Source organism: Pseudomonas promysalinigenes, assembly GCF_014269025.2.
In the GTDB taxonomy this organism is placed as follows: Bacteria; Pseudomonadota; Gammaproteobacteria; order Pseudomonadales; family Pseudomonadaceae; genus Aquipseudomonas; species Aquipseudomonas promysalinigenes.
Window position 1 is genome coordinate 1887178 of sequence record NZ_CP077094.1, and the last position, 23921, is coordinate 1911098.

At 60.9% G+C, this 23921-nt stretch carries 20 protein-coding genes; 7 read left to right on the forward strand and 13 right to left on the reverse strand.

Going from position 1 to position 23921, the window contains the following annotated elements; all coding sequences use genetic code 11:
• Positions 1–10 precede the first annotated feature (10 nt).
• Positions 11–790: a TSUP family transporter gene (locus HU725_RS08615; protein WP_186476864.1), complete on the reverse strand. Its 780-nt coding sequence runs from the start codon at positions 788–790 to the stop codon at positions 11–13.
• A 208-nt stretch (positions 791–998) separates the two neighbouring features.
• Here HU725_RS08615 and HU725_RS08620 point away from each other — a divergent pair, with 208 nt between their 5' ends.
• The 3 genes from HU725_RS08620 (at position 999) to HU725_RS08630 (ending at position 4183) form a co-directional block, all read left to right on the forward strand.
• Positions 999–1886 (forward strand): LysR substrate-binding domain-containing protein, encoded by an 888-nt coding sequence (locus HU725_RS08620; RefSeq protein ID WP_060479366.1) that lies wholly within the window; start codon positions 999–1001, stop codon positions 1884–1886.
• A gap of 93 nt (positions 1887–1979) precedes the next feature.
• Positions 1980–3086 (forward strand): agmatine deiminase, encoded by a 1107-nt coding sequence (gene aguA / locus HU725_RS08625; RefSeq protein ID WP_060479365.1) that lies wholly within the window; start codon positions 1980–1982, stop codon positions 3084–3086.
• A complete protein-coding gene (locus HU725_RS08630) occupies positions 3086–4183 on the forward strand; it encodes an extracellular solute-binding protein (RefSeq protein WP_186476865.1) in 1098 nt (365 codons plus the stop codon). Before aguA ends, HU725_RS08630 begins: the two co-directional genes overlap by 1 nt.
• Before the next feature lie 50 nt (positions 4184–4233).
• On the opposite strand, the gene HU725_RS08635 is transcribed toward HU725_RS08630, so the two are convergent.
• The 8 genes from HU725_RS08635 to HU725_RS08670 form a co-directional block, all read right to left on the reverse strand.
• Entirely contained in the window at positions 4234–6195 is a 1962-nt protein-coding gene (locus HU725_RS08635; protein WP_186476866.1) for a DNA topoisomerase III, read from the reverse strand.
• A gap of 230 nt (positions 6196–6425) precedes the next feature.
• Entirely contained in the window at positions 6426–6854 is a 429-nt protein-coding gene (locus HU725_RS08640; protein ID WP_186476867.1) for a GNAT family N-acetyltransferase, read from the reverse strand.
• Positions 6847–8013, reverse strand: coding sequence for a ribosomal protein uL16 3-hydroxylase (locus tag HU725_RS08645; protein WP_060480645.1), 1167 nt, complete (start codon positions 8011–8013; stop codon positions 6847–6849). Before HU725_RS08645 ends, HU725_RS08640 begins: the two co-directional genes overlap by 8 nt.
• A gap of 81 nt (positions 8014–8094) precedes the next feature.
• A complete protein-coding gene (gene purB / locus HU725_RS08650) occupies positions 8095–9465 on the reverse strand; it encodes an adenylosuccinate lyase (protein ID WP_186476868.1) in 1371 nt (456 codons plus the stop codon).
• A gap of 201 nt (positions 9466–9666) precedes the next feature.
• Positions 9667–10293, reverse strand: a complete 627-nt coding sequence (gene hflD / locus HU725_RS08655) for a high frequency lysogenization protein HflD (RefSeq protein WP_186476869.1) — start codon at positions 10291–10293, stop codon at positions 9667–9669.
• Positions 10290–11414: a tRNA 2-thiouridine(34) synthase MnmA gene (gene mnmA, locus HU725_RS08660; RefSeq protein WP_186476870.1), complete on the reverse strand. Its 1125-nt coding sequence runs from the start codon at positions 11412–11414 to the stop codon at positions 10290–10292. The genes hflD and mnmA overlap by 4 nt, the downstream gene beginning before the upstream one ends.
• 59 nt (positions 11415–11473) lie before the next feature.
• Positions 11474–11914: an NUDIX hydrolase gene (locus tag HU725_RS08665; protein WP_186476871.1), complete on the reverse strand. Its 441-nt coding sequence runs from the start codon at positions 11912–11914 to the stop codon at positions 11474–11476.
• A gap of 102 nt (positions 11915–12016) precedes the next feature.
• Positions 12017–14242: an NADP-dependent isocitrate dehydrogenase gene (locus HU725_RS08670; RefSeq protein ID WP_186476872.1), complete on the reverse strand. Its 2226-nt coding sequence runs from the start codon at positions 14240–14242 to the stop codon at positions 12017–12019.
• A gap of 415 nt (positions 14243–14657) precedes the next feature.
• On the opposite strand from HU725_RS08670, the gene icd reads away from it, so the two are divergent.
• Entirely contained in the window at positions 14658–15914 is a 1257-nt protein-coding gene (icd, locus tag HU725_RS08675) for an NADP-dependent isocitrate dehydrogenase (protein ID WP_060477784.1), read from the forward strand.
• 70 nt (positions 15915–15984) lie between these two features.
• Here icd and cspD read toward each other — a convergent pair whose 3' ends face one another.
• Complete coding sequence (gene cspD, locus HU725_RS08680) at positions 15985–16245, reverse strand: cold shock domain-containing protein CspD (protein ID WP_186476873.1); 261 nt, start codon at positions 16243–16245, stop codon at positions 15985–15987.
• 230 nt (positions 16246–16475) lie between these two features.
• Between cspD and clpS the strand changes: the two genes are divergently transcribed.
• Positions 16476–16838, forward strand: coding sequence for an ATP-dependent Clp protease adapter ClpS (clpS, locus tag HU725_RS08685; protein ID WP_003251220.1), 363 nt, complete (start codon positions 16476–16478; stop codon positions 16836–16838).
• 30 nt (positions 16839–16868) lie between these two features.
• Complete coding sequence (clpA, locus tag HU725_RS08690) at positions 16869–19139, forward strand: ATP-dependent Clp protease ATP-binding subunit ClpA (RefSeq protein WP_186476874.1); 2271 nt, start codon at positions 16869–16871, stop codon at positions 19137–19139.
• A 140-nt stretch (positions 19140–19279) separates the two neighbouring features.
• On the opposite strand, the gene infA is transcribed toward clpA, so the two are convergent.
• The 3 genes from infA to aat all read right to left on the reverse strand — a co-directional run bounded on the left by infA (position 19280) and on the right by aat (position 21043).
• On the reverse strand, positions 19280–19498 hold the full coding sequence (gene infA, locus HU725_RS08695) for a translation initiation factor IF-1 (RefSeq protein ID WP_002553999.1): 219 nt from the start codon (positions 19496–19498) through the stop codon (positions 19280–19282).
• A 101-nt stretch (positions 19499–19599) separates the two neighbouring features.
• Positions 19600–20307, reverse strand: coding sequence for an arginyltransferase (locus HU725_RS08700; RefSeq protein WP_186476875.1), 708 nt, complete (start codon positions 20305–20307; stop codon positions 19600–19602).
• Between the two features lie 55 nt (positions 20308–20362).
• The gene (aat, locus tag HU725_RS08705) at positions 20363–21043 is read right to left on the reverse strand and encodes a leucyl/phenylalanyl-tRNA--protein transferase (RefSeq protein ID WP_186476876.1); all 681 of its coding nucleotides are present in this window, start codon (positions 21041–21043) and stop codon (positions 20363–20365) included.
• Between the two features lie 315 nt (positions 21044–21358).
• Here aat and HU725_RS08710 point away from each other — a divergent pair, with 315 nt between their 5' ends.
• Entirely contained in the window at positions 21359–23914 is a 2556-nt protein-coding gene (locus HU725_RS08710) for a DNA translocase FtsK (RefSeq protein WP_437180327.1), read from the forward strand.
• The last annotated feature ends 7 nt before the right edge of the window (positions 23915–23921 follow it).

Genomic DNA, 23921 nt, shown 5'->3' on the forward strand with positions numbered 1-23921 from the left:
TCAATACCGGTCAGGCCTGCCCGAACCAATGCTGCCACGCTAAACGCACGGTCAATGCCAATACCACGGTGATGAACACCGGGCGGATGAATTTGCTACCGCCGCTGATCGCCGTGCGTGCGCCGAAAAAGGCGCCGATCATTACCGACATGCCCATGCACAAGCCAACGATGTAATCCACCTGCCCGGAAATGATGAACACCGTCAGCGCCGCGATGTTGCTGACGAAGTTCATGCTGCGCGCTACCCCGCTGGCGCGGACCAGGTCGATGGGGTACAGCAGCAATGTGCTCACGGTCCAGAATGCACCGGTGCCGGGGCCGGCCACGCCGTCGTAGAAGCCCAGGGTGAAGCCTTGGGGAAACTGCCATTTCTTTTTGATTGGCGCATCGGCATCCAGCGGCGCTTTGGGTGTACCGCCCAACAGCAGATAGATACCGCAGGCGAACACGATCACCGGCAGCATCTTGTTCAGCCACTCGGCCGGCATGAAGTGCGCTAGCACCGCGCCGATCGAGGCGCCAATCAGCGTTGCGAACAGGGCCGGGCGCCACTGCGCCGGGTGGAACAGCTTGCGCTTGTAATAAGTGAAGCCGGCGGTGGCCGAGCCGAAGGTCGAGCTGAGCTTGTTGGTGCCCAGGACCAAGTGCGGCGGCATGCCTGCGGTAAGCAGCGCCGGTGTGGTCAGCAGGCCACCGCCACCGGCGATGGCATCGATGAAGCCTGCGATGAAGGCGACCAGCGTCAAGATCAGCAGGGTGAGCGGTTCTACGGTGAGTTCGAAGGGCATGGGTGCCTGGCAGGTAGAGGGCAGGGATGCGGCAAATGGCCGCGCTAGAGGGAAGCCATGGTAATGCTGCTGATGATCGGTTGCCAGTGCCGGCCCCGTTCGTGAGTGAACCCGCCCCGGGTCATCGGCCGTTGGTCATTGGCCCATCGTTGCATCTATCATCCAGTAGCCGCAGCAGCGGTAATCCAAGGCCTCAACAGGAACAACAATGCGCCGCCTGCCTTCTCTGACTGCCCTGCGGACCTTCGAGTGTGCCGCTCGCCATGGCCATTTCGGCCGTGCAGCTGCCGAGCTGTGTGTCACCGACAGCGCCGTAAGCCACCAAATTCGTCAACTCGAGGAGCAGCTTGGCGCCCCGCTCTTCGAGCGTGTAGGGCGCCAAGTACGCCCCAGCGCCGAAGCGCAGCGCTTGCTGCACCACTTGCAACAAGCTTTCGAGCTTATCGGCGCGGCTTGTGACGAGCTGCGCGACCCTGCCTCACAAGCCGTGCTTCGGGTGGCGGTCACTGCGGAGCTGGCGCAGAAATGGCTGGTGGCGCGCCTGGCCGACTTCACCAGTCGATATCCGCATATCACCTTGCACCTGCACGATCAGCCCATCGATGCCGGTGCGCCAGGGCTGGACGTAGACCTGGCCATCACCTACGGCACTGGCGCACTGGATGCCAGCACGTACTTCGTCCGGCCGCTGCCGCTGCTGCAATTCTTCCCTGTATGCAGCCCGGGGTTGTTCAACCAGGGTGGGCTCAAGCGCCCCCGTGACCTGGTGCGGCATTGCTTGCTTCACGACGATCAGGATGGCCGCACCTGGACCACCTGGCTGGCCACCCATGCTGACGATGCACTGCCCAACCGGCAACTGTATTTCCCCCACGCTGCGTTGGCACTTGAAGCTGCATTGTTAGGGCAGGGGGTAGCGATGGGCGACACCCTGACATGCCAGGCCGACCTTCAGAGCGGGCGGCTAATACGCCCGTTCGCTGCCACGGTCACTGCGCAAGGTCAATATGCCCTGGTGTGCGAACGGCTGCGCCTGGAGCGGCCACCGGTCGCTGATTTCATCGAATGGTTCATCGAACAGCTTGCTGATAGCTGAATTGAATTCAATTATCGCTGAGTTTTCATCGTTGGAACTGCCCGGCGGTGCGGCGTAGCGTGCGGTCATCACCCAATGACACGAGGATGACCCATGGCACGTTCGCTCACCACCACTCCAAAGGCCGACGGTTTTCACCTGCCTGGCGAATTCGAGCGCAAAGCAGGCTGCTGGCTTGGCTGGCCCGAGCGGCCTGATGTCTGGCGCAACGGCGCTAAGCCTGCGCAGAAGGTCTGGGTCGAAATCGTTACGGCCATCGCTTCCAGCGAGCCGGTGACGGTGTGTGCTTCTGCCGCCCAGTATGCCAATGCCCGGCGCCTGCTGCCGCCTCAAGTACGGCTAGTGGAAATGACCTGCAATGACACCTGGTTCCGTGACAGCGGTGCCTGTTTTGTGGTCAACCCCGACAGCGGGCAGGTGCGTGGTGTGGACTTCGAGTTCAACGCCTATGGTGGGCTGGATGGCGGCCTTTACTACCCTTGGGACAAAGACGACCAGGTCGCTCAGAAGATGCTCGAAATCGAAGGCCTGGATCGCTATCGTGCACCGTTGATTGCCGAGCTTGGCGGTATCCAGAGTGATGGGCAAGGCAGCTTGCTGACCACCGAGCAGTGCTTGCTCAACCGCAACCGCAATGCTCATTTGGGCAAGGCCGAGGTGACCCGTCGGCTCGAGGACTACCTGGGCGCCGAGCAGGTGATCTGGCTGCCGCGGGGCTGCAAGTTCGATGAAACCGATGGCCACGTCGACGATCTGGCTTGTTTCGTACGCCCCGGTGAAGTGGTGTTGCAGTGGACCGATAACCGTGACGACCCACAGTGGGAGATCTACCAAGAGGCCTACGACATTTTGCGCAGTACCCGAGATGCCCGTGGCCGTGAACTGAAGGTGCACAAGCTGCTGCAGCCGGATGTGCTGGAGTGGACCGCCGAAGAAGCAGCTGGGCTCGACCAGGTCGACGGTACCCATCTGCGCCAGGCCGGCACCCGCATCTGCGCCTCGTATATCAACTACTATGCGGGCAATACGGCCATTGTCGTGCCACTGTTCGGTGATCGTAACGACAATATCGCCCAGGCGACGTTGGCCGAACTGTTCCCCGGCCACCGCATCATCGGTATCCAGAACTCTCGTGAGATTTTGCTCGGTGGTGGCAATGTCGCCTGTATCACCATGCCTCAATATGCTGGAGGCCGCTGATGAGAGTGCCCACGCTGGCGGTAGCGGTGGCCTTGGGTTGTGCGATGTCGGTGGCCCAGGCCACCGATACGCAGCAGCCAACCGTGAACCTGTATATATGGGGCGAATATCTGGCTCCCGACACCTTGACGCGGTTCGAGCAGGAAACCGGCATTCGAGTGGTTGCCGATCATTTCGACTCGCTGGAAACCGCCGAGACCAAACTCTTGACCGGCGGCAGTGGTTACGACGTAGTGCTTAGCGCAGGGCAGCACCTGAGCCGAGCCATCGCCAGCGGCGCCCTGCAACCGTTGAATAAAGCTCAGGTCCCTCATTTGGCCGGGGTGGGTGAAGAATTTCGCCAACACATGGCCCTGTTCGATCCTGGCAACCGCTATGCCGGTACCTACGCCTGGGGTACGACAGGTGTGGGTTACCAGCGCCAGGCGGTGGCGGCGCGCTTTGGGGCTGCTCCGGTGGACAGTTGGGCGATGCTGTTCGACCCGCAAGTGGTGGCGAAATTTGCCGACTGCGGGGTAAGCCTGCTCAACGACCCCAACGAAGTCTTTGCCGCAGTGATGCGTTATATGGGCCTGGACATCAACCAGCAGCGCTTGGAGGACCTTAAAGCTGCGGAAGTGCAACTGCGCAAGGTTCGCCCGTACATTCGCTACTTCGATAACGATCGCAACATCAACGACCTTGCCAACGGTGAAACCTGCGTGGCGATGTCATGGAACGGCAACGTGGCCATCGCCCAGGGGCAGGCGCAGCAGGCGGGTAAAGCGTTTACGCTCGATTACAGCATTCCCAAGGAGGGTACGTTGATTTGGCTGGACGCGCTGGTGGTGCCTAAGGATGCGCCGCACCCGGATGCTGCCTGGCAATTGGTGGATTACCTGATGCGGCCTGATGTGATCGCACCGATAACCGACACCATCCATTACGCCAATGCCATTACTGCGGCCGATGGCCTGGTGGATGCGCAGATCCGCAATGCCCCGGGCACCTATCCGCCGGCTGAAGTGCGGGCGCGGTTATACGGTAAGAACGACAACGGTAAGGTCTTCAACCGCGAGCTGACACGGGCGTTCAGCAGATTGAAGAGTGGGACATAGGGTGGGGTTTGTGTTGCCTGCACCGGCCTGTTCGCGGCTCAAGGGCTGCATCAGTCAGAGCGCTTGCGCCGCGATTGCTTGGGTTTGTCGGCTGCTGCGTTGCCAGCACCCGCCTTGCCTTTGCCGGCACTGCTGCGCCGCTTCTTCTTCCAAGGCGGCGCCTTGCCCACTGCCGGCCCGCTGATGGTCATGCGCATACCGCGACAACGCTCCACCAGCTTGCCCATCCACGCGCACTGGCGTGTAACGAACTCTTCAAGGCTCATTTCACCACTCTGGATCATGTCCAACGCTTGTTCCCAAATGGCCGTGGTGCCAGGGTCGGCAATTGCGCGAGGCACTGCGTCTATCAGGCTGAAAGCAGCCGGTGTGGCCGACAGCGCCTTGCCGTTCTTCACCAGATAGCCGCGCTCGAGCAGGCCCTGAATGATACTGGCGCGGGTCGCTTCAGTGCCTATGCCGGTGGTTTCCTTGAGCTTTTGCTTGAGGCGTGGGTCCTCTACCAGCTTGGCAACGTTTTTCATCGCCTTGATCAGGTCGCCTTCGGTGAACGGCTTGGGTGGTTGGGTCCAGAGGTCTTTGAGCTGCAAGCTGTGCACGCGGCAATTCTGACCTTCACCTAGGGCTGGCAGCACCTGTGTGGGTTGAGCCTCGCGGCCCTTGGCTGGTGTCAGCGCCTCGGGTAGCGCGCGGCGCCAGCCAGGCTCGACGATCTGTTTGCCAACGGCGCGCAGGGCGTGGCCGGCGCAGTCGAACTCGGCCTGAGTGCGATCGTACTCGTGGTTGGGCAGAAACTGCGCCAGGTAGCGTGCACGAATCAAGGTGTAGACCGCTTTGTACTTGGCCGACAAGCGCGCCGGGTCGCTGGCTGCGGCGGTTGGGATGATGCCGTGGTGGGCGCTGACCTTGGCATCATTCCACGCGCGGGAACGGCGCTGCGGCTGCAGATGCGGTTGTAGCGGCGCCAGGTTGGCGTCAGCACGCTGTAGCGCGGCAAGGATGGCCGGTGCTTCGCCGTGCTGGCTCACGGGCAGGTAGCCACAGTCACTGCGCGGGTAAGTGATCAATTTGTGCGTTTCGTACAGGGCCTGAGCGATATCCAGGGTTTCCTGCGCGCCGAGGCCGAACTTTTTCGAGCACAGCTCCTGCAGGGTGCCAAGATCGAAGGGTAGCGGCGCTGCCTCGCGCACGCGTTCTGTCGCCACCTTCAGTACCTGCGCAGTACCGGCAGCGTTCATGTCGGCCGCGGCCTGCTGGGCTAGCAGCTGATTCAGGCAGCGGCCCTGGTCATCGCAGGCATCTTGCGCAGCTCGCCATTGTGCAGTGAAGGTTTGCCCGGCCTGTTCGAGCAACACGTCGATGGCCCAGAAAGGCACCGGCACGAAGTCGGCAATGCTGCGATCACGATCCACCACCAGGCGCAGGGTAGGGGTCTGCACCCGGCCCACTGGCAGCACACCCTGATACCCCGATTGGCGCCCCAGCAGGGTGAACAGCCGGCTCATGTTCATACCGATCAGCCAGTCGGCCCGTGAGCGCCCCAGGGCAGAGTGGTAAAGGCTGAAGGTGTCCTGGCCGGGTAGCAGGCGGCCCAGGGCCTTGCGGATCGAGGCGTCGTCCAGCGCCGACAGCCAAAGGCGCTGGATTGGCCCGCGGTAACGGCAATGCTCGACCAGCTCGCGGGCGATCATCTCACCTTCGCGGTCGGCGTCGGTGGCGATCACCAGCTCGCGGGCTTCACCCAGCAGGCGTTTGACTGCCTTGTACTGGCTGGCGGTCTTGGGCTTGACTTGCATCTTCCATTTGTCCGGGATGATCGGCAGGTCTGCGAGGTCCCAGCGCTTGTAGCGGTCGTCGTAACTGTCGGGCGGGGCTGTTTCCAGCAGGTGGCCGATGCACCAGGTCACGCACACGTCGGTACCCTGCCAGCAGCCGTCCGCCTTGCGGTTGGCACCCAGCACCTTGGCGATGTCTTTGGCTTGGGAAGGTTTTTCGCAGAGGAAAAGGCGCATGGCCGGGAACGCTTCATCGGGAAATGATGAGTAATAGAATGCGCAAGCGAGGGCGCGGAGGCAAGTTTTATCTGGATGGATGTACAGGTTTTTGTCTGGGGATGTGTCTTCAGCCTTTACAGCCTTGATCACGGGTGAGCCCGCTCCCTCAGGCAAGGCACGGCTGCCGTGGCCTGGTGAAACCCTGAGGGAGCGGGCTTATCGCGAAGAAGCTTGCGCCATGCGAGATGTCAGGCGCGCGAGTCCCGCACCATGTCTACATGGGGAATGCCTGCTTCGAGAAATTCCTCGCTGACTACGCGAAAGCCCAGGCGCTCGTAGAAAGGCGTTGCGTGTACCTGTGCGCTCAGCATCTGCTGCTTCAGGTCACGGTCCTGTGCTTCTGCGATCACTGCATTCATCAGCGCATCACCGACTTTCAGCCCTCGCCAATCCTTGAGCACCGACACCCGACCGATGGTCCCATCGGGCAGCAGGCGGGCGGTGCCGATCGGGTAGTCGCCTTCGAGCGCCAGGAAATGCGCGGCGCTCGGGTCCTCCGAATCCCATTCCAGCTCTGGCGGTACGTGCTGCTCGGCAATGAACACGCTTTCGCGGATACGGCGGATATCGGCATTGTCCTTGTGCCAATCGGCAAGGCGCACACGAATCTTATTCATTGGCGAATCCCAGGCTTCCTTGTTTGATCAGTTGCTGTACCAGCATAAGGCCATCCTCATCCTGTAACCACTGCTCAAGGTTTTCGATGTGTAACGCATCAGCCGAGCAGACCAGTTTCAGCAACTCACGCAGTTTGGCCGGCAGTGGGCAGCTGCGGCCGCTGGCGAACAGCATCAGGTCGTCGCCAAGCTCCGACCAGGCCATGCGGGCGCTGGGGTTGCGGATCAGGATAGCGCCGTCTTCCAGGGCTTCGACCAGCTCCTCTTCGTCCAGCTCCTCGCCAACCACCTGCTCTGGATAGCGGGGCTCGGTCATGAATTGGCCGAACCAGGTCAACAGCAGGTCCTTGTCGTTCATGTGCTTGTCCATCAACGCCTTGAGGCGGTCCAGCGCATCGTGCTGGATCTGATGCGGGTCGCTGGCAGGCAGCGCATCTGCATCGCTGTAGCGCTCTTCGTCCGGCAGGAACTGGCCGAGGAAGTCGGTGAAGTGGGTCAGTACTTCGGCAGCGCTAGGTGCGCGGAAGCCAACCGAGTACGTCAGGCAGTTGTCCACGGCCACGCCGTAGTGGGCCAGGCGCGGCGGCAGGTAGAGCATGTCGCCCGGCTCCAGGGTCCATTCGCCGCTTTGCTCGAATTCGGCGAGGATGCGCAGATCGGCGTGTTCCAGCAGCGGGCTGTCGCTGTTGCACATCTGCCCAACCTTCCAGTTGCGCTCGCCGTGGCCTTGCAGCAGGAACACATCGTAGTTGTCGAAGTGCGGGCCAACGCTACCACCTGGGGTGGCGAAGCTGATCATCACGTCATCGATACGCCAGCTTGGCAGGAAGCGGAAGTGCTCCAGCAGCTCAGCGACTTCCGGTACGAACTGGTCGACAGCCTGCACCAGCAGGGTCCAGTCCTTTTCTGGAAGCTCGGCAAAGGTGTCTTCGGTGAACGGGCCACGGCGCAGCTCCCAGGGATGGGCGCCGTGCTCGAGCACGATACGCGACTCGACTTCCTCTTCCAGAGCCAAGCCGGCCAGCTCGTCGGGGTCGATCGGGCTTTCGAAATCCGGGAATGCCTGGCGCACCAGCAGCGGCTTCTTCTGCCAGTAGTCGCGCATGAATTCGCGGGCCGAGATGCCGCCGAGCAGCTGCAGTGGAGTATCAGGATTCATGTTCAACCTATTGAAAAAACGTAATTTTCGTCCGGGAATAAAAACGCCCGGCCAGGCCGGGCGTTGAACGCGGGGTTCAGCTTAGATGCGTTTGGCCTGGGCTGCTGCGTTGCCGATATAGGTAGCAGGGGTCAGCAGCTTGAGTTCGGCCTTGGCGTCGGCCGGCATGTCCAGGCCGTCGATGAAGGTCAGCAACGCTTCTGGCGTGATGCCCTTGCCACGGGTCAGCTCCTTGAGCTTCTCGTAGGGGTTCTCGATGTTGAAGCGGCGCATCACGGTCTGGATCGGCTCGGCGAGAACTTCCCAGCAGGCGTCCAGATCGGCAGCGATGCGAGCCTGGTTGACTTCCAGCTTGCCGATACCCTTGAGGCTGGCTTCATAGGCGATGACGCTGTGGGCGAAGCCCACGCCCAGGTTGCGCAGCACGGTGGAGTCGGTCAGGTCGCGCTGCCAGCGCGAGATCGGCAGCTTGCTGGCCAGGTGCTGGAACAGTGCATTGGCGATGCCCAGGTTGCCTTCGGAGTTTTCGAAGTCGATCGGGTTGACCTTGTGCGGCATGGTCGAAGAGCCAATTTCACCTGCCACGGTCTTCTGCTTGAAGTAGCCCAGCGAGATGTAGCCCCAGACGTCGCGGTCGAAGTCGATGAGGATGGTGTTGAAGCGGGCGATGGCGTCGAACAGCTCGGCAATGTAGTCGTGCGGCTCGATCTGAGTGGTGTACGGGTTGAACTGCAGGCCCAGCTCGTCTTCGATGAAGGCGCGGGCGTTGGCTTCCCAGTCGATCTGCGAGTAGGCCGACAGGTGGGCGTTGTAATTGCCCACGGCGCCGTTGATCTTGCCCAGCAGCGGCACTGCGGCAACCTGGGCGATCTGGCGCTCCAGGCGGTAAACAACGTTGGCCAGCTCTTTACCCAATGTGGTCGGCGAGGCCGGCTGGCCGTGGGTGCGCGACAGCATTGGCACGTCGGCATGGGCGTGAGCCAGGGCGCGAATGGCATCGGCGATCTGGCGCATCAGCGGCAGCAGTACATCATCACGGCCAGCGCGCAGCATCAGGGCGTGGGACAGGTTGTTGATGTCCTCGCTGGTGCAGGCGAAGTGGATGAACTCGCTGACCTTGGCCAGCTCAGGCAGTTTGGCAGCCTGCTCCTTGAGGAGGTATTCGATCGCCTTGACGTCGTGGTTGGTGGTGCGCTCGATTTCCTTGACGCGTTCGGCGTGCTCGAGCTTGAAGTCGGTTGCCAGGCTGTCCAGCAGGGCATTGGCCTCGGCGGAGAACGCCGGCACTTCGCTGATCTGCGGGTGGGCGGCCAGGCGCTGCAGCCAGCGCACTTCGACCAGGGCGCGGAAACGGATCAGACCGTATTCGCTGAAAATGGGGCGCAAGGCCTGGGTTTTGCCGGCATAACGGCCGTCTACAGGGGAAACCGCAGTGAGCGAAGAAAGCTGCATGGGGTGTTCTCGGACAGTCAGGCTTTTGGAAGGGCGCATATCATACATGAAAAATGCGCCGACGTCGGGTGGCTGACCAAAGGTCGGGCCAATGAAAGCGTGTCGCGGGCCTCACGGGAGCAGGTTTGCCCGCCGATGCGTCGGCTAGGCCCACACCCGTACGCGGGTGAACGCGCTCCTGCAGGGCTCAGCGTGCGCCGGTCAGGATGGCGAACGCATCATGTCGTAGAGCTCGTTGAGCAGCTTGCGCCGGCTGAACACCAGTTGCCAGCGGTGCCCGCCCAATTGGCGCCACAGGCGCGCAGCGCGGATGCCGGCAAGCAGCAGAGCGCGGATTTTCGAGGCGTTGCTAGCCTGTTGCAGGAAGCGCATGTCGCCGTGTACCTGGATACGCTGGCGCAGCGTGCTCAGGGTGTCCTGGTACAAGGCGCCACTGGAGGCGATGACGTTTTCGTGAACCAGGCCGAAATGCTCGGCCTGGGACTGAATTTGTGGCAGACGGTTGCCGATGGTGTCGAGCAGGTCGCCGCGCTTGTTCAGCTGGCGCTCCAGGCCGAGCATCGACAGGGCATAGCGCAGCGGCTCGCGCTGCAGGCTGCTAGGGTCACGCTCCAAGGCGCCGGCCAGGGCACGATAACCGTCGCGCAGGTTCAGATCGTCGCCACCGAACACCTCCAGGGTGTCCTTGGGGTCGCGCACCAGCAGGCTGCCAAGCATGCAACCGATGTTGGCTTCGCTGGCCTGGCCGGTGCGGGCGATGCGGTCCACCAGCACGGCGGCCTGGAACACGCCGCCCAGGGCGATCAGTTGCTCCTGCAGGCTGCTCATGCGCGTGGGCTCCAAGGCTCGGCGCTTTCGATCACGCCGCCGCCCAGGCATACCTCGCCGTCATAAAATACTACCGACTGACCCGGGGTCACGGCGCGTTGCGGCTCGTCGAACACGGCGCGGTAGCCCGACTCGGTCAGTTCCAGGGTGCATTGCTGGTCGCTCTGGCGGTAGCGCACTTTGGCTGTGAGCTTGCGCGGGCTGCGCAGGTCGATCGGGTTGACCCAGAAAATCTGCGAGGCGAGCAGGGCGCGGGAGAACAACCAGGGGTGTTCGTTGCCTTGGCCGACCACCAGCACATTGCGGGTGAGGTCCTTACGCAGCACGTACCAAGGCTCATCACCGGCGTCTTTCAGGCCGCCAATACCCAGGCCTTGGCGCTGGCCGATGGTGTGGTACATCAGTCCATGGTGGCGGCCGATCACTTCACCTTCAGTGGTTTCGATATCGCCCGGCTGTGCCGGCAGGTACTGTTTGAGGAAGTCGCTGAAGCGGCGCTCGCCGATGAAGCAGATGCCGGTGGAATCCTTCTTCTTGGCGGTCGCCAGGCCGTGCCGTTCGGCAATGGCGCGAACTTCGGGCTTTTCCAGTTCGCCCACCGGGAACAGCGTGCGGGCAATCTCCTTGCCGCCTACGGCGTGCAGGAAGTAGCTCTGGTCCTTGTTCGGGTCCAGGCCCTTGAGCAGCTCGGTGAGGGTGCCGGTGTCGCGGCGGCGCACGTAGTGGCCGGTGGCGATCAGGTCGGCCCCCAGTGACAGGGCGTAGTCGAGGAATGCCTTGAACTTGATTTCGCGGTTGCAGAGGATGTCCGGGTTGGGTGTGCGGCCGGCCTTGTATTCCTCGAGGAAATGCTCGAACACGTTGTCCCAGTATTCGGCGGCGAAGTTGGCAGTGTGCAGCTTGATGCCGATGCGGTCGCACACGGCCTGGGCGTCGGCCAGGTCTTCACGGGCAGTGCAGTACTCGGTTCCGTCGTCTTCTTCCCAGTTCTTCATGAACAGCCCTTCCACCTGATAGCCCTGTTCCATGAGCAGGAGGGCGGAGACGGAAGAGTCCACGCCGCCGGACATGCCGACGATTACGCGGGTCTTGGCGGGGTCTTTGATTGCTGGGCTGGTCATGGTTACCGGTGTGTATCAAGGGGGAAAAACGCCGATTCTAGCAAAACCGGCGCGGCGCGTCAGTCGCGTAGCACTGCGAGGCTGTGCAATGGGCCGTTGAGGTAATCGTCCAGGCAGCGTGGTACCAGCTCGCTGCGCCAGCGGGCAGGATCGGCCAGCAGTTCGTCGCGGGTCAGCCAGACGGCGCGGACGATGTCGGTGTCCAGTGCCAGGTCGGCATGGTGATGCACAGGGCGTGCGGCGAAACAGATGCGCTGGTAGGTCACGCCGTTGCTTGGGGCTGTGTAGAGGTAAATGCCGACGATGCCGGTGAGTTCGACTTCCCACGCGGTTTCTTCGAGGGTTTCGCGAAGCGCGGCCTGGGCCAAGGTTTCATGGGGCTCGAGGTGGCCGGCAGGTTGGTTGAACACATGCTTGCCCGCTTTGAATTCTTCAACGAACAAAAACGTGCCTTGGTGTTCGACGATGGTGGCGACGGTGATGTGGGGTTGCCAAGTCATGAGTGGCTCCTACAGGGCATGTGCGGCCGCTGCAAATCATTAGTGCACAAAGCACAAACCCCGGTACGTGGCCGGGGTTTGTGATGTTACGTCAAGCGAACCTTACAGGGCGGCGATGGCGCTGTTCAGGGTCTGGCTTGGGCGCATCACCTTGGCGGTCAGCTCGGCATCCGGGGCGTAGTAGCCACCGATGTCGGCTGGCTTGCCTTGAACTGCGTTGAGCTCGGCGACGATGGCTTCCTCGTTCTCGCTCAGGCTCTTGGCCAGCGGGGCGAAGCGCGCCTGCAGGGCGGCGTCGTCGCTCTGGGCGGCCAGTGCCTGGGCCCAGTACAGGGTCAGGTAGAAATGGCTGCCGCGGTTGTCGATGCCACCGACTTTACGCGAAGGCGACTTGTTGGTGTCCAGGAACTTGCCGGTTGCTTGGTCCAGGGTGTTGGCCAGGACCTTGGCGCGTGGGTTGTCGTAGGTGTTGCCCAGGTGCTCCAAGGAAGCGGCAAGGGCCAGGAATTCACCCAGCGAATCCCAACGCAGGAAGTTCTCTTCCACCAACTGCTGCACGTGCTTGGGTGCCGAACCGCCAGCGCCGGTTTCGAACAGGCCGCCGCCATTCATCAGCGGCACGATCGACAGCATTTTGGCGCTGGTGCCCAGCTCCATGATCGGGAACAGGTCGGTCAGGTAGTCGCGCAGCACGTTGCCGGTCACCGAAATGGTGTCCTTGCCTTCGCGAATACGGGCCAGGGAGAACTTGATGGCGTCGACCGGTGCCAGCACACGAATGTCCAGGCCAGCGGTGTCGTGGTCCTTCAGGTACTTCTGCACTTTTTCGATCATCACGCCGTCGTGGGCGCGAGCCGGGTCCAGCCAGAACACCGCCGGGGTGTTGCTCAGGCGGGCGCGATTGACGGCCAGTTTGACCCAGTCCTGGATCGGCGCGTCTTTGGTCTGGCACATGCGGAAGATGTCACCGGCTTCGACGTTTTGCTCCAGCACAACAGTGCCTTTGCCATCGACCACACGCACCACGCCATCGGCCTGGATCTGGAAGGTCTTGTCGTGGGAGCCGTATTCCTCGGCTTTCTGTGCCATCAGGCCGACGTTCGGTACGCTGCCCATGGTGGTCGGGTCGAAGGCGCCGTTGACTTTGCAGTCTTCGATGGTGGCTTGGTAGATACCGGCGTAGCAGCGATCCGGGATGATCGCCTTGGCATCCTGCAGCTCACCGGCAGTGTTCCACATCTTGCCCGAGTCACGGATCATCGCGGGCATCGAGGCGTCGACGATGACGTCGCTCGGCACGTGCAGGTTGGTGATGCCCTTGTCGGAGTTGACCATCGCCAAGGCTGGGCGCTGAGCGTACAGGGCCTTGATGTCGGCTTCGATCTCAGCCTGCTTCTCGGCAGGCAGGTCCTTGATGCGAGCGTACAGGTCGCCGATGCCGTTGTTGGCATTGAAGCCTACTTCAGCCAGCGCTGCGGCGTGCTTGGCCAGCACGTCGTTGTAGAACTCTTCGACGATGACACCGAACATGATTGGGTCGGAAACCTTCATCATGGTCGCTTTGAGGTGTACCGACAGCAGCACGCCAGAAGCCTTGGCGTCGGCGATCTGTTCGGCGATGAAGGCTTTCAGGGCCTTGCGGCTCATGGTGGCGCAGTCGACGATTTCGGCAGCCTTGACCGCAGTCTTGGCTTTGAGCACGGTGGTGCTGCCATCTTTGGCGACCAGCTCGATGCGCAGGTTGTCGTCAGCTTCGATCAGCGCGGCTTTTTCACTGCCGTAGAAGTCGCCGTTGCTCATGTGTGCAACGTGCGATTTGGAGTCGGCGGCCCAGGCGCCCATTTTGTGCGGGTGCTTGCGAGCGTAGTTCTTGACCGACAGCGGTGCGCGGCGGTCGGAGTTGCCCTCGCGCAGCACCGGGTTGACGGCAGAGCCTTTGATGCGATCGTAGCGAGCGCGGGACTCTTTTTCGGCCTCGGTGGCAGGCTCGTCGGCGTAGTCGGGAATGTTGAAGCCTTTGCCTTGCAGCTCCTTGATCGCGGCTTTGAGCTGCGGTACCGAGGCGCTGATGTTCGGCAGTTTGATGATGTTTGCTTCAGGGGTGGTAGCCAGCTGGCCCAGTTTCGCCAGGTGATCGCCTACTTGCTTCTCTGCGCCCAGTTGCTCCGGGAAGGCGGCGAGGATACGGCCAGCCAGGGAGATGTCGCGGGTTTCGACGGCGATGTCAGCGCAAGCTGTGAAAGCTTCGATGATCGGCAGCAGCGAGTAGGTGGCGAGGGCGGGGGCTTCGTCGGTGAAGGTATAGATGATCTTGGAACGGGTGGGCATGCGGGTTAACTCTCTGTGTGCTGAGCGTGCTCGAGTCTCGTGTTGCGCAGGGTAGGCGCATCGCCCTGGCAACGCCATGAGCGGAAAGTCGAGAGGCTGCGAGCTGTGATGGTGGATGCATCAGTCGAGCGTCAAGTGCTGGGGTGCGGTAACAGCCCAGGCTTCATGGCCATCGCTGGCCAAGGGCGAGCCGCATTTTCCAAGGGTTCGCCCCAGTGACCCTTCGGTCGCGGCGCAGTATATCAAACCATTTGGGCTATTCAGCAAGGCGAAGTGACATCGGCGCCATTTATAAGACCAAAGACGTACGGGCAATGTGGTGAGTTGTCGCAGTGCTTGCACCGTGGCGGATGTGGTTTAGGCTCAGTGGGATCGCATGATGTCCAACCACACCCGACAGCGGAGTAGTGCAAGCATGGGATACCAGAAAATCAAGGTTCCGACCGACGGCGCCAAGATAACAGTCAATGCGGACCATTCGCTCAACGTGCCTGACAATCCGATCATTCCCTACATCGAGGGCGATGGCATCGGCGTCGACGTCTCGCCAGTGATGATCAAGGTAGTCGATGCCGCCGTGCAGAAAGCCTACGGTGGCAAGCGCAAGATCGCCTGGATGGAGGTTTACGCTGGCGAAAAAGCTACCCAGGTGTATGACCAGGACACTTGGTTGCCACAGGAAACCCTGGAGGCGGTGAAAGATTACGTGGTTTCGATCAAAGGCCCGTTGACCACCCCGGTTGGCGGTGGCATCCGTTCGCTCAACGTAGCTTTGCGCCAGCAGTTGGACCTCTATGTTTGCCTGCGCCCGGTGCTCTGGTTCGAGGGTGTGCCGAGCCCGGTGAAAAAGCCTGGCGACGTCGACATGGTGATCTTTCGCGAAAACTCCGAGGACATCTATGCCGGTATCGAATGGAAGGCCGGTTCGCCTGAAGCGAACAAGGTGATCAAGTTCCTCAAGGAGGAAATGGGTGTCACCAAGATCCGTTTCGATCAGGACTGCGGCATCGGCGTGAAGCCGGTTTCCCGCCAGGGGACCCAGCGCTTGGTGCGCAAGGCCTTGCAGTACGTGGTGGACAACGATCGCGAATCGCTGACGCTGGTGCACAAAGGCAACATCATGAAGTTCACCGAAGGCGCCTTCAAAGACTGGGGCTACGAAGTGGCGCGCGATGAGTTTGGTGCCGAACTACTCGATGGCGGCCCTTGGATGAAATTCAAGAACCCCAAGAGCGGCCGCGAAGTCATCGTCAAGGATGCCATCGCCGACGCCATGCTTCAGCAGATTCTGCTGCGCCCAGCCGAATATGACGTAATCGCCACCCTCAACCTCAATGGCGACTACCTTTCCGATGCACTGGCAGCCGAGGTGGGGGGGATCGGCATTGCGCCTGGCGCAAACCTCTCTGACACCGTAGCGATGTTCGAGGCCACCCACGGCACTGCGCCCAAATATGCCGGGCAGGACAAGGTCAACCCGGGTTCGGTGATTCTTTCGGCGGAAATGATGCTGCGCCACATGGGCTGGACGGAAGCTGCCGACCTGATCATCAAGGGCACCAACGGGGCAATTGCCGCCAAGACCGTGACGTACGACTTCGAGCGGTTGATGGAGGGGGCCACGTTGGTGGGCAGCTCAGGTTTTGGCGATGAAATGATCAAGCATATGTAAGCGAACGTAAAACCGATCGCCCCTCAGTGAACGGGCGATCGGCTGTTTCGTCTATCTGCAGGGAAGGGGGTCAGATTTGTACGGTCTCGCCCTCGGCTCGGCCAACCGTTTTGGCGGCTGCGGCTGCGGCTGCGTCCATGATCTTGATCGCATGCAGGCCCTTGGGGCCTTGAACGATCTCGAATTCCACGCACTGGCCAGCTTTGAGCGTCTTGTAGCCGTCCATCATGATCGCCGTATAGTGGGCGAACAAGTCCTCGGATTTGCCCTCTTCATTGACGAATCCGTAGCCCTTGGCGTTGTTGAACCACTTGACTTTACCGCTTGCCATCCCTATGTCCCTCTGCAAAGGACTCCATCACTGGAGTATCATCCACTTCATCCGCATACGAACCCTGCGAAAAATCTGGTTGACTGCGCGGATCTTTATCGCCCACGGTGGGTTCTTATTGGTTGTAACACCGTTTTGCCGATAGTCAAGGTCAGGTGGCGCGTGCGCCAGCGGCCGCTGATGCAGTCAACCCACAACCTTAACCTGACGCTCATGATGAAATTCTTTCCATGCATGCACCTAGCGAGATTCGACTAACATTCAATCAGGATCGCCCGCAATCGAATGAGGATGACGGCTCAGGGCTTGCAGTTCAGGAAGCCAAGCCGATCCTGCAGGCGCCACCGATGTACAAGGTGGTTTTATTCAACGATGACTACACGCCAATGGATTTCGTCGTCGAAGTGCTCGAAACGTTCTTCAGTTTGAACCGCGAGCTGGCGACCAAGATCATGCTGACCGTCCACACCGAAGGGCGGGCAGTGTGCGGATTGTTTACCCGTGACATCGCCGAAACGAAGGCCATGCAGGTCAACCAATACGCCAGGGAAAGCCAGCATCCGCTACTCTGTGAAATCGAGAAGGACGGTTAATCGCCGACCACTTGGGTATGAGGTGAAGCTATGTTAAACCGCGAGCTCGAAGTCACCCTCAATCTTGCCTTCAAGGAGGCTCGTTCGAAGCGTCATGAATTCATGACCGTCGAACATCTGCTGCTGGCTCTCCTTGACAATGAGGCTGCTGCGACCGTTCTGCGCGCCTGTGGCGCCAATCTCGACAAACTCAAGCACGACCTGCAAGAGTTCATCGACTCCACTACCCCCTTGATCCCTGTCAACGACGAAGACCGTGAGACCCAGCCTACCCTGGGCTTCCAGCGCGTGCTGCAACGTGCCGTGTTCCACGTGCAAAGTTCCGGCAAGCGTGAAGTCACCGGTGCCAATGTGCTGGTGGCGATCTTCAGCGAGCAGGAAAGCCAGGCTGTGTTTCTGCTCAAGCAGCAAAGCGTGGCCCGTATCGATGTGGTCAACTACATTGCCCACGGCATCTCCAAGGTGCCTGGCCATGGTACGCACTCCGAGAATGACCAGGAGATGCAGGATGAAGAGGGTGGTGAAACGTCCTCTTCGAGCAACCCGTTGGACGCCTACGCCAGCAACCTGAACGAGCTGGCCCGGGCCGGGCGCATCGACCCGCTGGTGGGTCGCGAACAGGAAGTCGAGCGTGTGGCGCAGATTCTGGCGCGTCGGCGCAAGAACAACCCGCTGTTGGTGGGCGAAGCAGGCGTTGGCAAGACTGCCATCGCCGAAGGCCTGGCCAAACGGATCGTCGACGGCCAGGTGCCTGACCTGCTGGCCCAGAGTGTCGTCTACTCGTTGGATCTTGGTGCCTTGCTGGCCGGTACCAAGTACCGTGGCGACTTCGAGAAGCGCTTCAAGGCGCTGCTCGGAGAATTACGCAAACGCCCTCAGGCGATTCTGTTCATTGACGAAATTCACACCATCATCGGCGCTGGTGCGGCGTCCGGTGGGGTAATGGATGCGTCCAACCTGCTCAAGCCGCTGCTGTCGTCCGGTGAGATACGTTGCATCGGTTCGACCACCTTCCAGGAGTTTCGCGGCATCTTCGAGAAAGATCGCGCTCTGGCGCGGCGTTTCCAGAAGGTGGATGTAAGCGAGCCATCTGTGGAAGACACCGTCGGCATCCTGCGTGGCCTGAAAGGTCGTTTCGAGAGCCACCACAACATCGAGTACAGCGACGAGGCGTTGCGTGCTGCCGCCGAGCTGGCTTCACGCTACATCAATGACCGTCATATGCCAGACAAGGCCATCGATGTGATCGACGAGGCAGGCGCCTACCAGCGCCTGCAGCCTGAGGCCAGCCGGGTCAAGCGCATCGATGTGCCCCAGGTCGAGGACATTGTTGCCAAGATCGCGCGAATTCCACCTAAGCATGTCACCAGTTCCGACAAGGAGTTGCTGCGTAACCTCGAGCGTGACCTCAAGCTGACCGTCTTCGGTCAGGACCAGGCCATCGACTCCTTGGCAACCGCGATCAAACTCTCCCGCGCAGGCCTCAAGTCGCCCGACAAGCCGGTTGGCTCGTTCCTGTTCGCCGGCCCTACCGGTGTGGGTAAAACCGAGGCGGCGCGTCAGCTGGCCAAGGCGCTGGGTGTGGAGTTGGTGCGGTTCGACATGTCCGAGTACATGGAGCGTCACACTGTGTCGCGCCTGATCGGTGCGCCTCCAGGTTACGTAGGGTTCGACCAGGGCGGTTTGTTGACTGAAGCGATCACTAAGCAGCCGCACTGTGTGCTGCTGCTCGATGAGATCGAAAAGGCTCACCCAGAAGTCTTCAACCTGCTGTTGCAGGTTATGGACCACGGCACCCTGACCGACAACAACGGGCGCAAAGCCGATTTCCGTAACGTGATTTTGATCATGACCACCAATGCCGGCGCTGAAACCGCCGCGCGGGCGTCGATCGGCTTCACCCATCAGGACCATGCGTCCGATGCCATGGAGGTCATCCGTAAAAGCTTCACGCCGGAGTTCCGTAACCGTCTCGACACCATCATCCAGTTTGGCCGCCTGAGCACCGAGACGATCAAGAGCATCGTCGACAAGTTCCTCATCGAGCTGCAGGCGCAGTTGGAAGACAAGCGTGTGCTGCTGGAGGTCAGCGATGCCGCGCGCGGCTGGCTGGCCGCCTCTGGCTACGACGTGCAGATGGGTGCGCGGCCGATGGCGCGGCTTATCCAGGACAAGATCAAGCGGCCGCTGGCTGAGGAGATCCTGTTTGGCGAGCTGGCCGAGCATGGCGGCGTAGTACACGTCGACCTGCGCGATGGCGAACTGGTGTTCGACTTCGAGACGACGGCTGAGGTTGCTTGATTGCAGGCTTGACGGCCTAGCGCGAGCTTCTGAGGGGTCTGGTAGCCCCTCAGGAGTGCGCTGCTAGCGCCGATGACATGACGGATTGTCATAAGGCACAAAAAAGCCCGGCACTTGCCGGGCTTTTTCATGGCTAGAACTTAGCGCGCACGGTAGGTGATGCGGCCCTTGCTCAGGTCATATGGCGTCAGCTCGACGCGTACCTTGTCGCCAGTGAGAATACGGATGTAGTTCTTGCGCATCTTTCCGGAGATGTGCGCGGTTACGACGTGCCCGTTTTCCAACTCCACGCGGAACATGGTGTTGGGCAGGGTGTCGACGACAGTGCCTTCCATTTCGAAGCTGTCTTCTTTCGACATGCAGTAGTGCCCTCGGATCCAGTGTTGGCCCGACGCATCACAGCACCGGGCAAAAAAGTGGCGTGGATTATGCCCGAAAACTGTGTGTCAAGCCAATGCTTTCAGTTAAGGGTGACCCAGCGCTGATTTATCAACAACTCGATAGGCCGATACTGTGTCTTGTAGTTCATTTTCTTGCAGTTTTTGATCCAATAGCCCAGATAGACCGCTTCAAGGCCCTGGCGCAGGGCTTCGGTGATCTGCCATAGAATTGCAAAACGCCCTAGGCTGCGCCGCTCCTCGTCGGGCTCATAGAAGGTATAGACCGCCGACAGGCCGTTGGGCAGGAGGTCGCATACCGCTACAGCCAGTAACCTGCCCTGCAGGCGGAATTCGTAGAACCAGCAAAATGGCAAGTCACGGACCAGGAAGGTTGAAAACTGGTCGCGGCTTGGCGGGTACATGTCACCATCGGCGTGGCGGGTCTCGATATAGCGCCGGTAAAGATCGAAATACTCCTCTCTGAACGCTGGCCGTGCAGCCGTGACGGTCAAGTCGGTGTTTCGCTTGAGAATGCGCCGCTGCTGGCGGTTGGGGATGAATCGCTCAGCAGGAATGCGCGCTGGCACGCAAGCATTGCAGTTCTGGCAGTGTGGGCGGTACAGATGGTCGCCACTGCGACGAAAACCCATTTCAGACAGATCGGCGTATACGTGCACGTCCATCGGCTGGCTGGGGTCAAGGAACAGGGTGGTCGCCTGCTCATCCGGTAGGTAGCTGCAGGAGTGGGGTTGAGTGGCATAAAACTTCAACCGCGCCAGCTCTGTCATGATCAACCCCTCGATGAGACGATGCTTTAAGTGTAAGCCAGCTGGCAAAACTCGCCTAGCGAACCCAGCTGGCGCTGTTGGGCTGATCGAGGTGTTGGGCCAGGTAGTCGGCGAAACGAGCCCGGCTGATGGCGCGGGCGCCGAGGCTGTGTAGATGATTGGTCGGCATCTGGCAATCGATCAGCACAAAGCCGGCTTGGTGCAAATGCTCGACCAGCGACACGAAGCCCACCTTGGAGGCATTGTCGGCGCGGCTGAACATTGACTCGCCAAAAAACAGCTGGCCTATCGCCAAGCCATAAAGCCCGCCTACCAGCTCGTCACCCTCACGCACCTCCACCGAATGGGCGATGCCGCGGCGGTGCAGCTCACAGTAGGCATCGCGCATGGTGTCGGTGATCCAGGTGCCGTCGGCATAATCGCGTGGGGCTGCGCAGGCGGCTATCACAGCAGGGAAATCGCTGTCGAAGGTGACCTGGTAACGGCCTTGGCGCATCAGCTTTGCCAGCGAACGAGAAACATGCAGCTCGTCGGGGAACAACACCGTGCGCGGGTCGGGTGACCACCAGAGAATGGGCTGGCCGTCCTGGTACCAGGGGAAGCAGCCATGTCGATAAGCTTGCTCCAGGCGCTCGGGGCTCAGGTCACCGCCTGCAGCGAGCAGGCCATTGGGATCGTGCAGGGCCTTTTCCAGTGGTGGGAAGGTCAGCGAGTCGCGGGTCAGCCAGGTGAGCATGGTCAATCGTGCGGTGGGGGAGGGGAGAGGGCAGCATGGCGCGGTGGGCTTGCCGGGTCAATGCTGGCAGGTGCTCGGAGGGGTGACGAAGGCGCCAGATAGACAATTTCGGACACATTCAGGGTATTACAGGCACCATCGGCCACATTTGCTGTCACACCTGTGCAAAAACACAGCATAAGCCTTTGTCACGAAAGAAAATGCATGCTCAAATTGCACCTATATGAAAGTCGCCCCCTCTCAAGCTCCATACGGCGCGCCGTCATGGCAGCTGGCGGGCAGTAATGTTAAAAGTAGTGGTTCGTTGGCCAGGCACTGGCCGATCACTACTGGACGCGCAGCACGCGCAGGAATAGACGCGTTTTGAAGAAATCCACCGCAACTCCAGCTCCTTTGCCCGTGCCTCTATGGCGGCAGCAGCTGCATTACCGTCTCAAGGAAGGTGCGTTGATCGCAGTTGGCGCCCTGTGCCTGTACCTGTGGATGGCACTGCTGACCTACGACACGGCTGACCCAGGCTTCAGCCACACCAGCAACATCGATCAGGTGCAGAATGCCGCTGGGCGTGCCGGCGCGTACTTTGCCGACATCCTGTTCATGGTGCTGGGCTATTTTGCCTACATCTTCCCGTTGCTACTGGCGATCAAGACTTGGCAGATCTTCCGCGAGCGCCACCAGCCCTGGCAGTGGAGCGGTTGGTTGTTTTCCTGGCGGCTGATCGGCCTGGTGTTTCTGGTGTTGTCGGGGGCGGCCCTGGCGCACATTCACTTCCATCCGCCAGCGAGCCTGCCGTTTTCCGCAGGCGGCGCGCTGGGGGAGAGCCTTGGCGATCTGGCTCGCAGCCTGCTGAACGTGCAGGGCAGTACGCTGATGTTCATAGCGTTGTTCCTGTTCGGCCTGACCGTTTTCACCGACCTGTCGTGGTTCAAAGTGATGGACATGACCGGCAAGATCACCCTGGATTTGTTCGAGTGGGTGCAGGGGGCTGCTAGCCGCTGGTGGGAGGCACGCAACGAGCGCAAGCGCCTGGAGGCGCAGTTGCGTGAAGTGGACGAGCCGGTGTTCGACCTGGGTGCGAAGGCCACGGACAAGCGCGAGCCCGCCAAGCCGGCGCTGCGCGAGCGTATCTTCAAACGTGAAGAGGCACCGGCCCAGCCGAGTGAACCGCGTGAGCCAACCCTTGCCCGTGAACCTGCAGCGCCTCGCGAGCCTGCCCTGAGTCGCGAGCCGGTGGTGCCTCGTGAGCCAACTATTCGCCGTGAGCAACCAGCAACCGTTCCGACCATCGTGCCGCCCACCGAAGCTATGGCGCCGGAGCCGAGCAAACGGGTGATCAAGGAAAAGCAGGCGCCAGTGTTCGTCGATAGCGCTGTGGAAGGCACCTTGCCGTCGATCTCCATCCTGGACCCTGCCGAGCAGAAGAAGATCGAGTACTCCCCCGAGTCCCTGGCAGGCGTCGGCCAGTTGCTGGAGATCAAGCTCAAAGAATTCGGTGTGGAAGTGTCTGTGGACTCTATCCACCCAGGCCCGGTGATTACCCGTTACGAAATCCAGCCTGCCGCAGGCGTCAAGGTCAGCCGCATCGCCAACCTGGCCAAGGACCTGGCGCGTTCGCTGGCGGTGACCAGCGTGCGGGTGGTCGAAGTGATCCCCGGTAAAACCACGGTCGGTATCGAAATCCCTAACGAAAATCGGCAGATGGTGCGCTTCTCGGAAGTACTCGCTACGCCGCAGTACGACGAGCAGAAGTCCCCCGTCACCTTGGCCCTTGGCCACGACATCGGCGGCAAGCCGGTGATCACCGACCTAGCCAAGATGCCGCACCTGCTGGTGGCCGGTACCACCGGTTCTGGTAAGTCGGTCGGTGTGAACGCCATGATCCTGTCGATCCTGTTCAAGTCGAGCCCGGAAGACGCGCGACTGATCATGATCGACCCGAAAATGCTCGAACTGTCGATCTACGAGGGTATCCCGCACCTGCTCTGCCCAGTAGTCACTGACATGAAAGATGCTGCCAACGCCCTGCGCTGGAGCGTGGCGGAGATGGAGCGGCGCTACAAGCTGATGGCGGCGATGGGTGTGCGTAACCTGGCCGGGTTCAACCGCAAGGTCAAGGACGCCCAGGATGCTGGCGAGATCATCCACGATCCTCTGTATCGCCGGGAGAGCATGGAAGACGAGCCGCCCGCTCTGAAAACCTTGCCGACCATCGTGGTGGTGGTCGACGAGTTCGCCGACATGATGATGATCGTCGGCAAGAAGGTCGAAGAGCTGATCGCCCGTATCGCCCAGAAGGCGCGCGCGGCCGGTATTCATCTGATCCTCGCCACCCAGCGCCCTTCCGTGGACGTGATCACCGGTTTGATCAAGGCCAACATTCCGACCCGTATGGCGTTCCAGGTGTCGAGTAAAATCGACTCGCGGACCATCATCGACCAAGGTGGCGCCGAGCAGTTGCTGGGTCACGGCGATATGCTGTACATGCCACCGGGCACCAGCCTGCCTATCCGTGTGCACGGCGCGTTCGTCTCGGACGACGAGGTGCACCGCGTGGTCGAGGCTTGGAAATTGCGCGGAGCGCCCGATTACAACGACGACATTCTCAACGGTGTGGAAGAAGCCGGCAGTGGTTTTGAGGGTGGCGGCGGCGGCGATGGTGACGATGCCGAAACCGATGCGCTGTATGATGAGGCGGTACAATTTGTTCTGGAAAGCCGCCGTGCCTCGATTTCCGCAGTGCAGCGCAAGCTCAAGATTGGTTACAACCGAGCAGCGCGCATGATCGAGTCCATGGAAATGGCCGGCGTGGTCACCCCGATGAACAGCAACGGCTCGCGGGAAGTGATAGCCCCAGGCGGCCCGCGCGACTGATCAATAT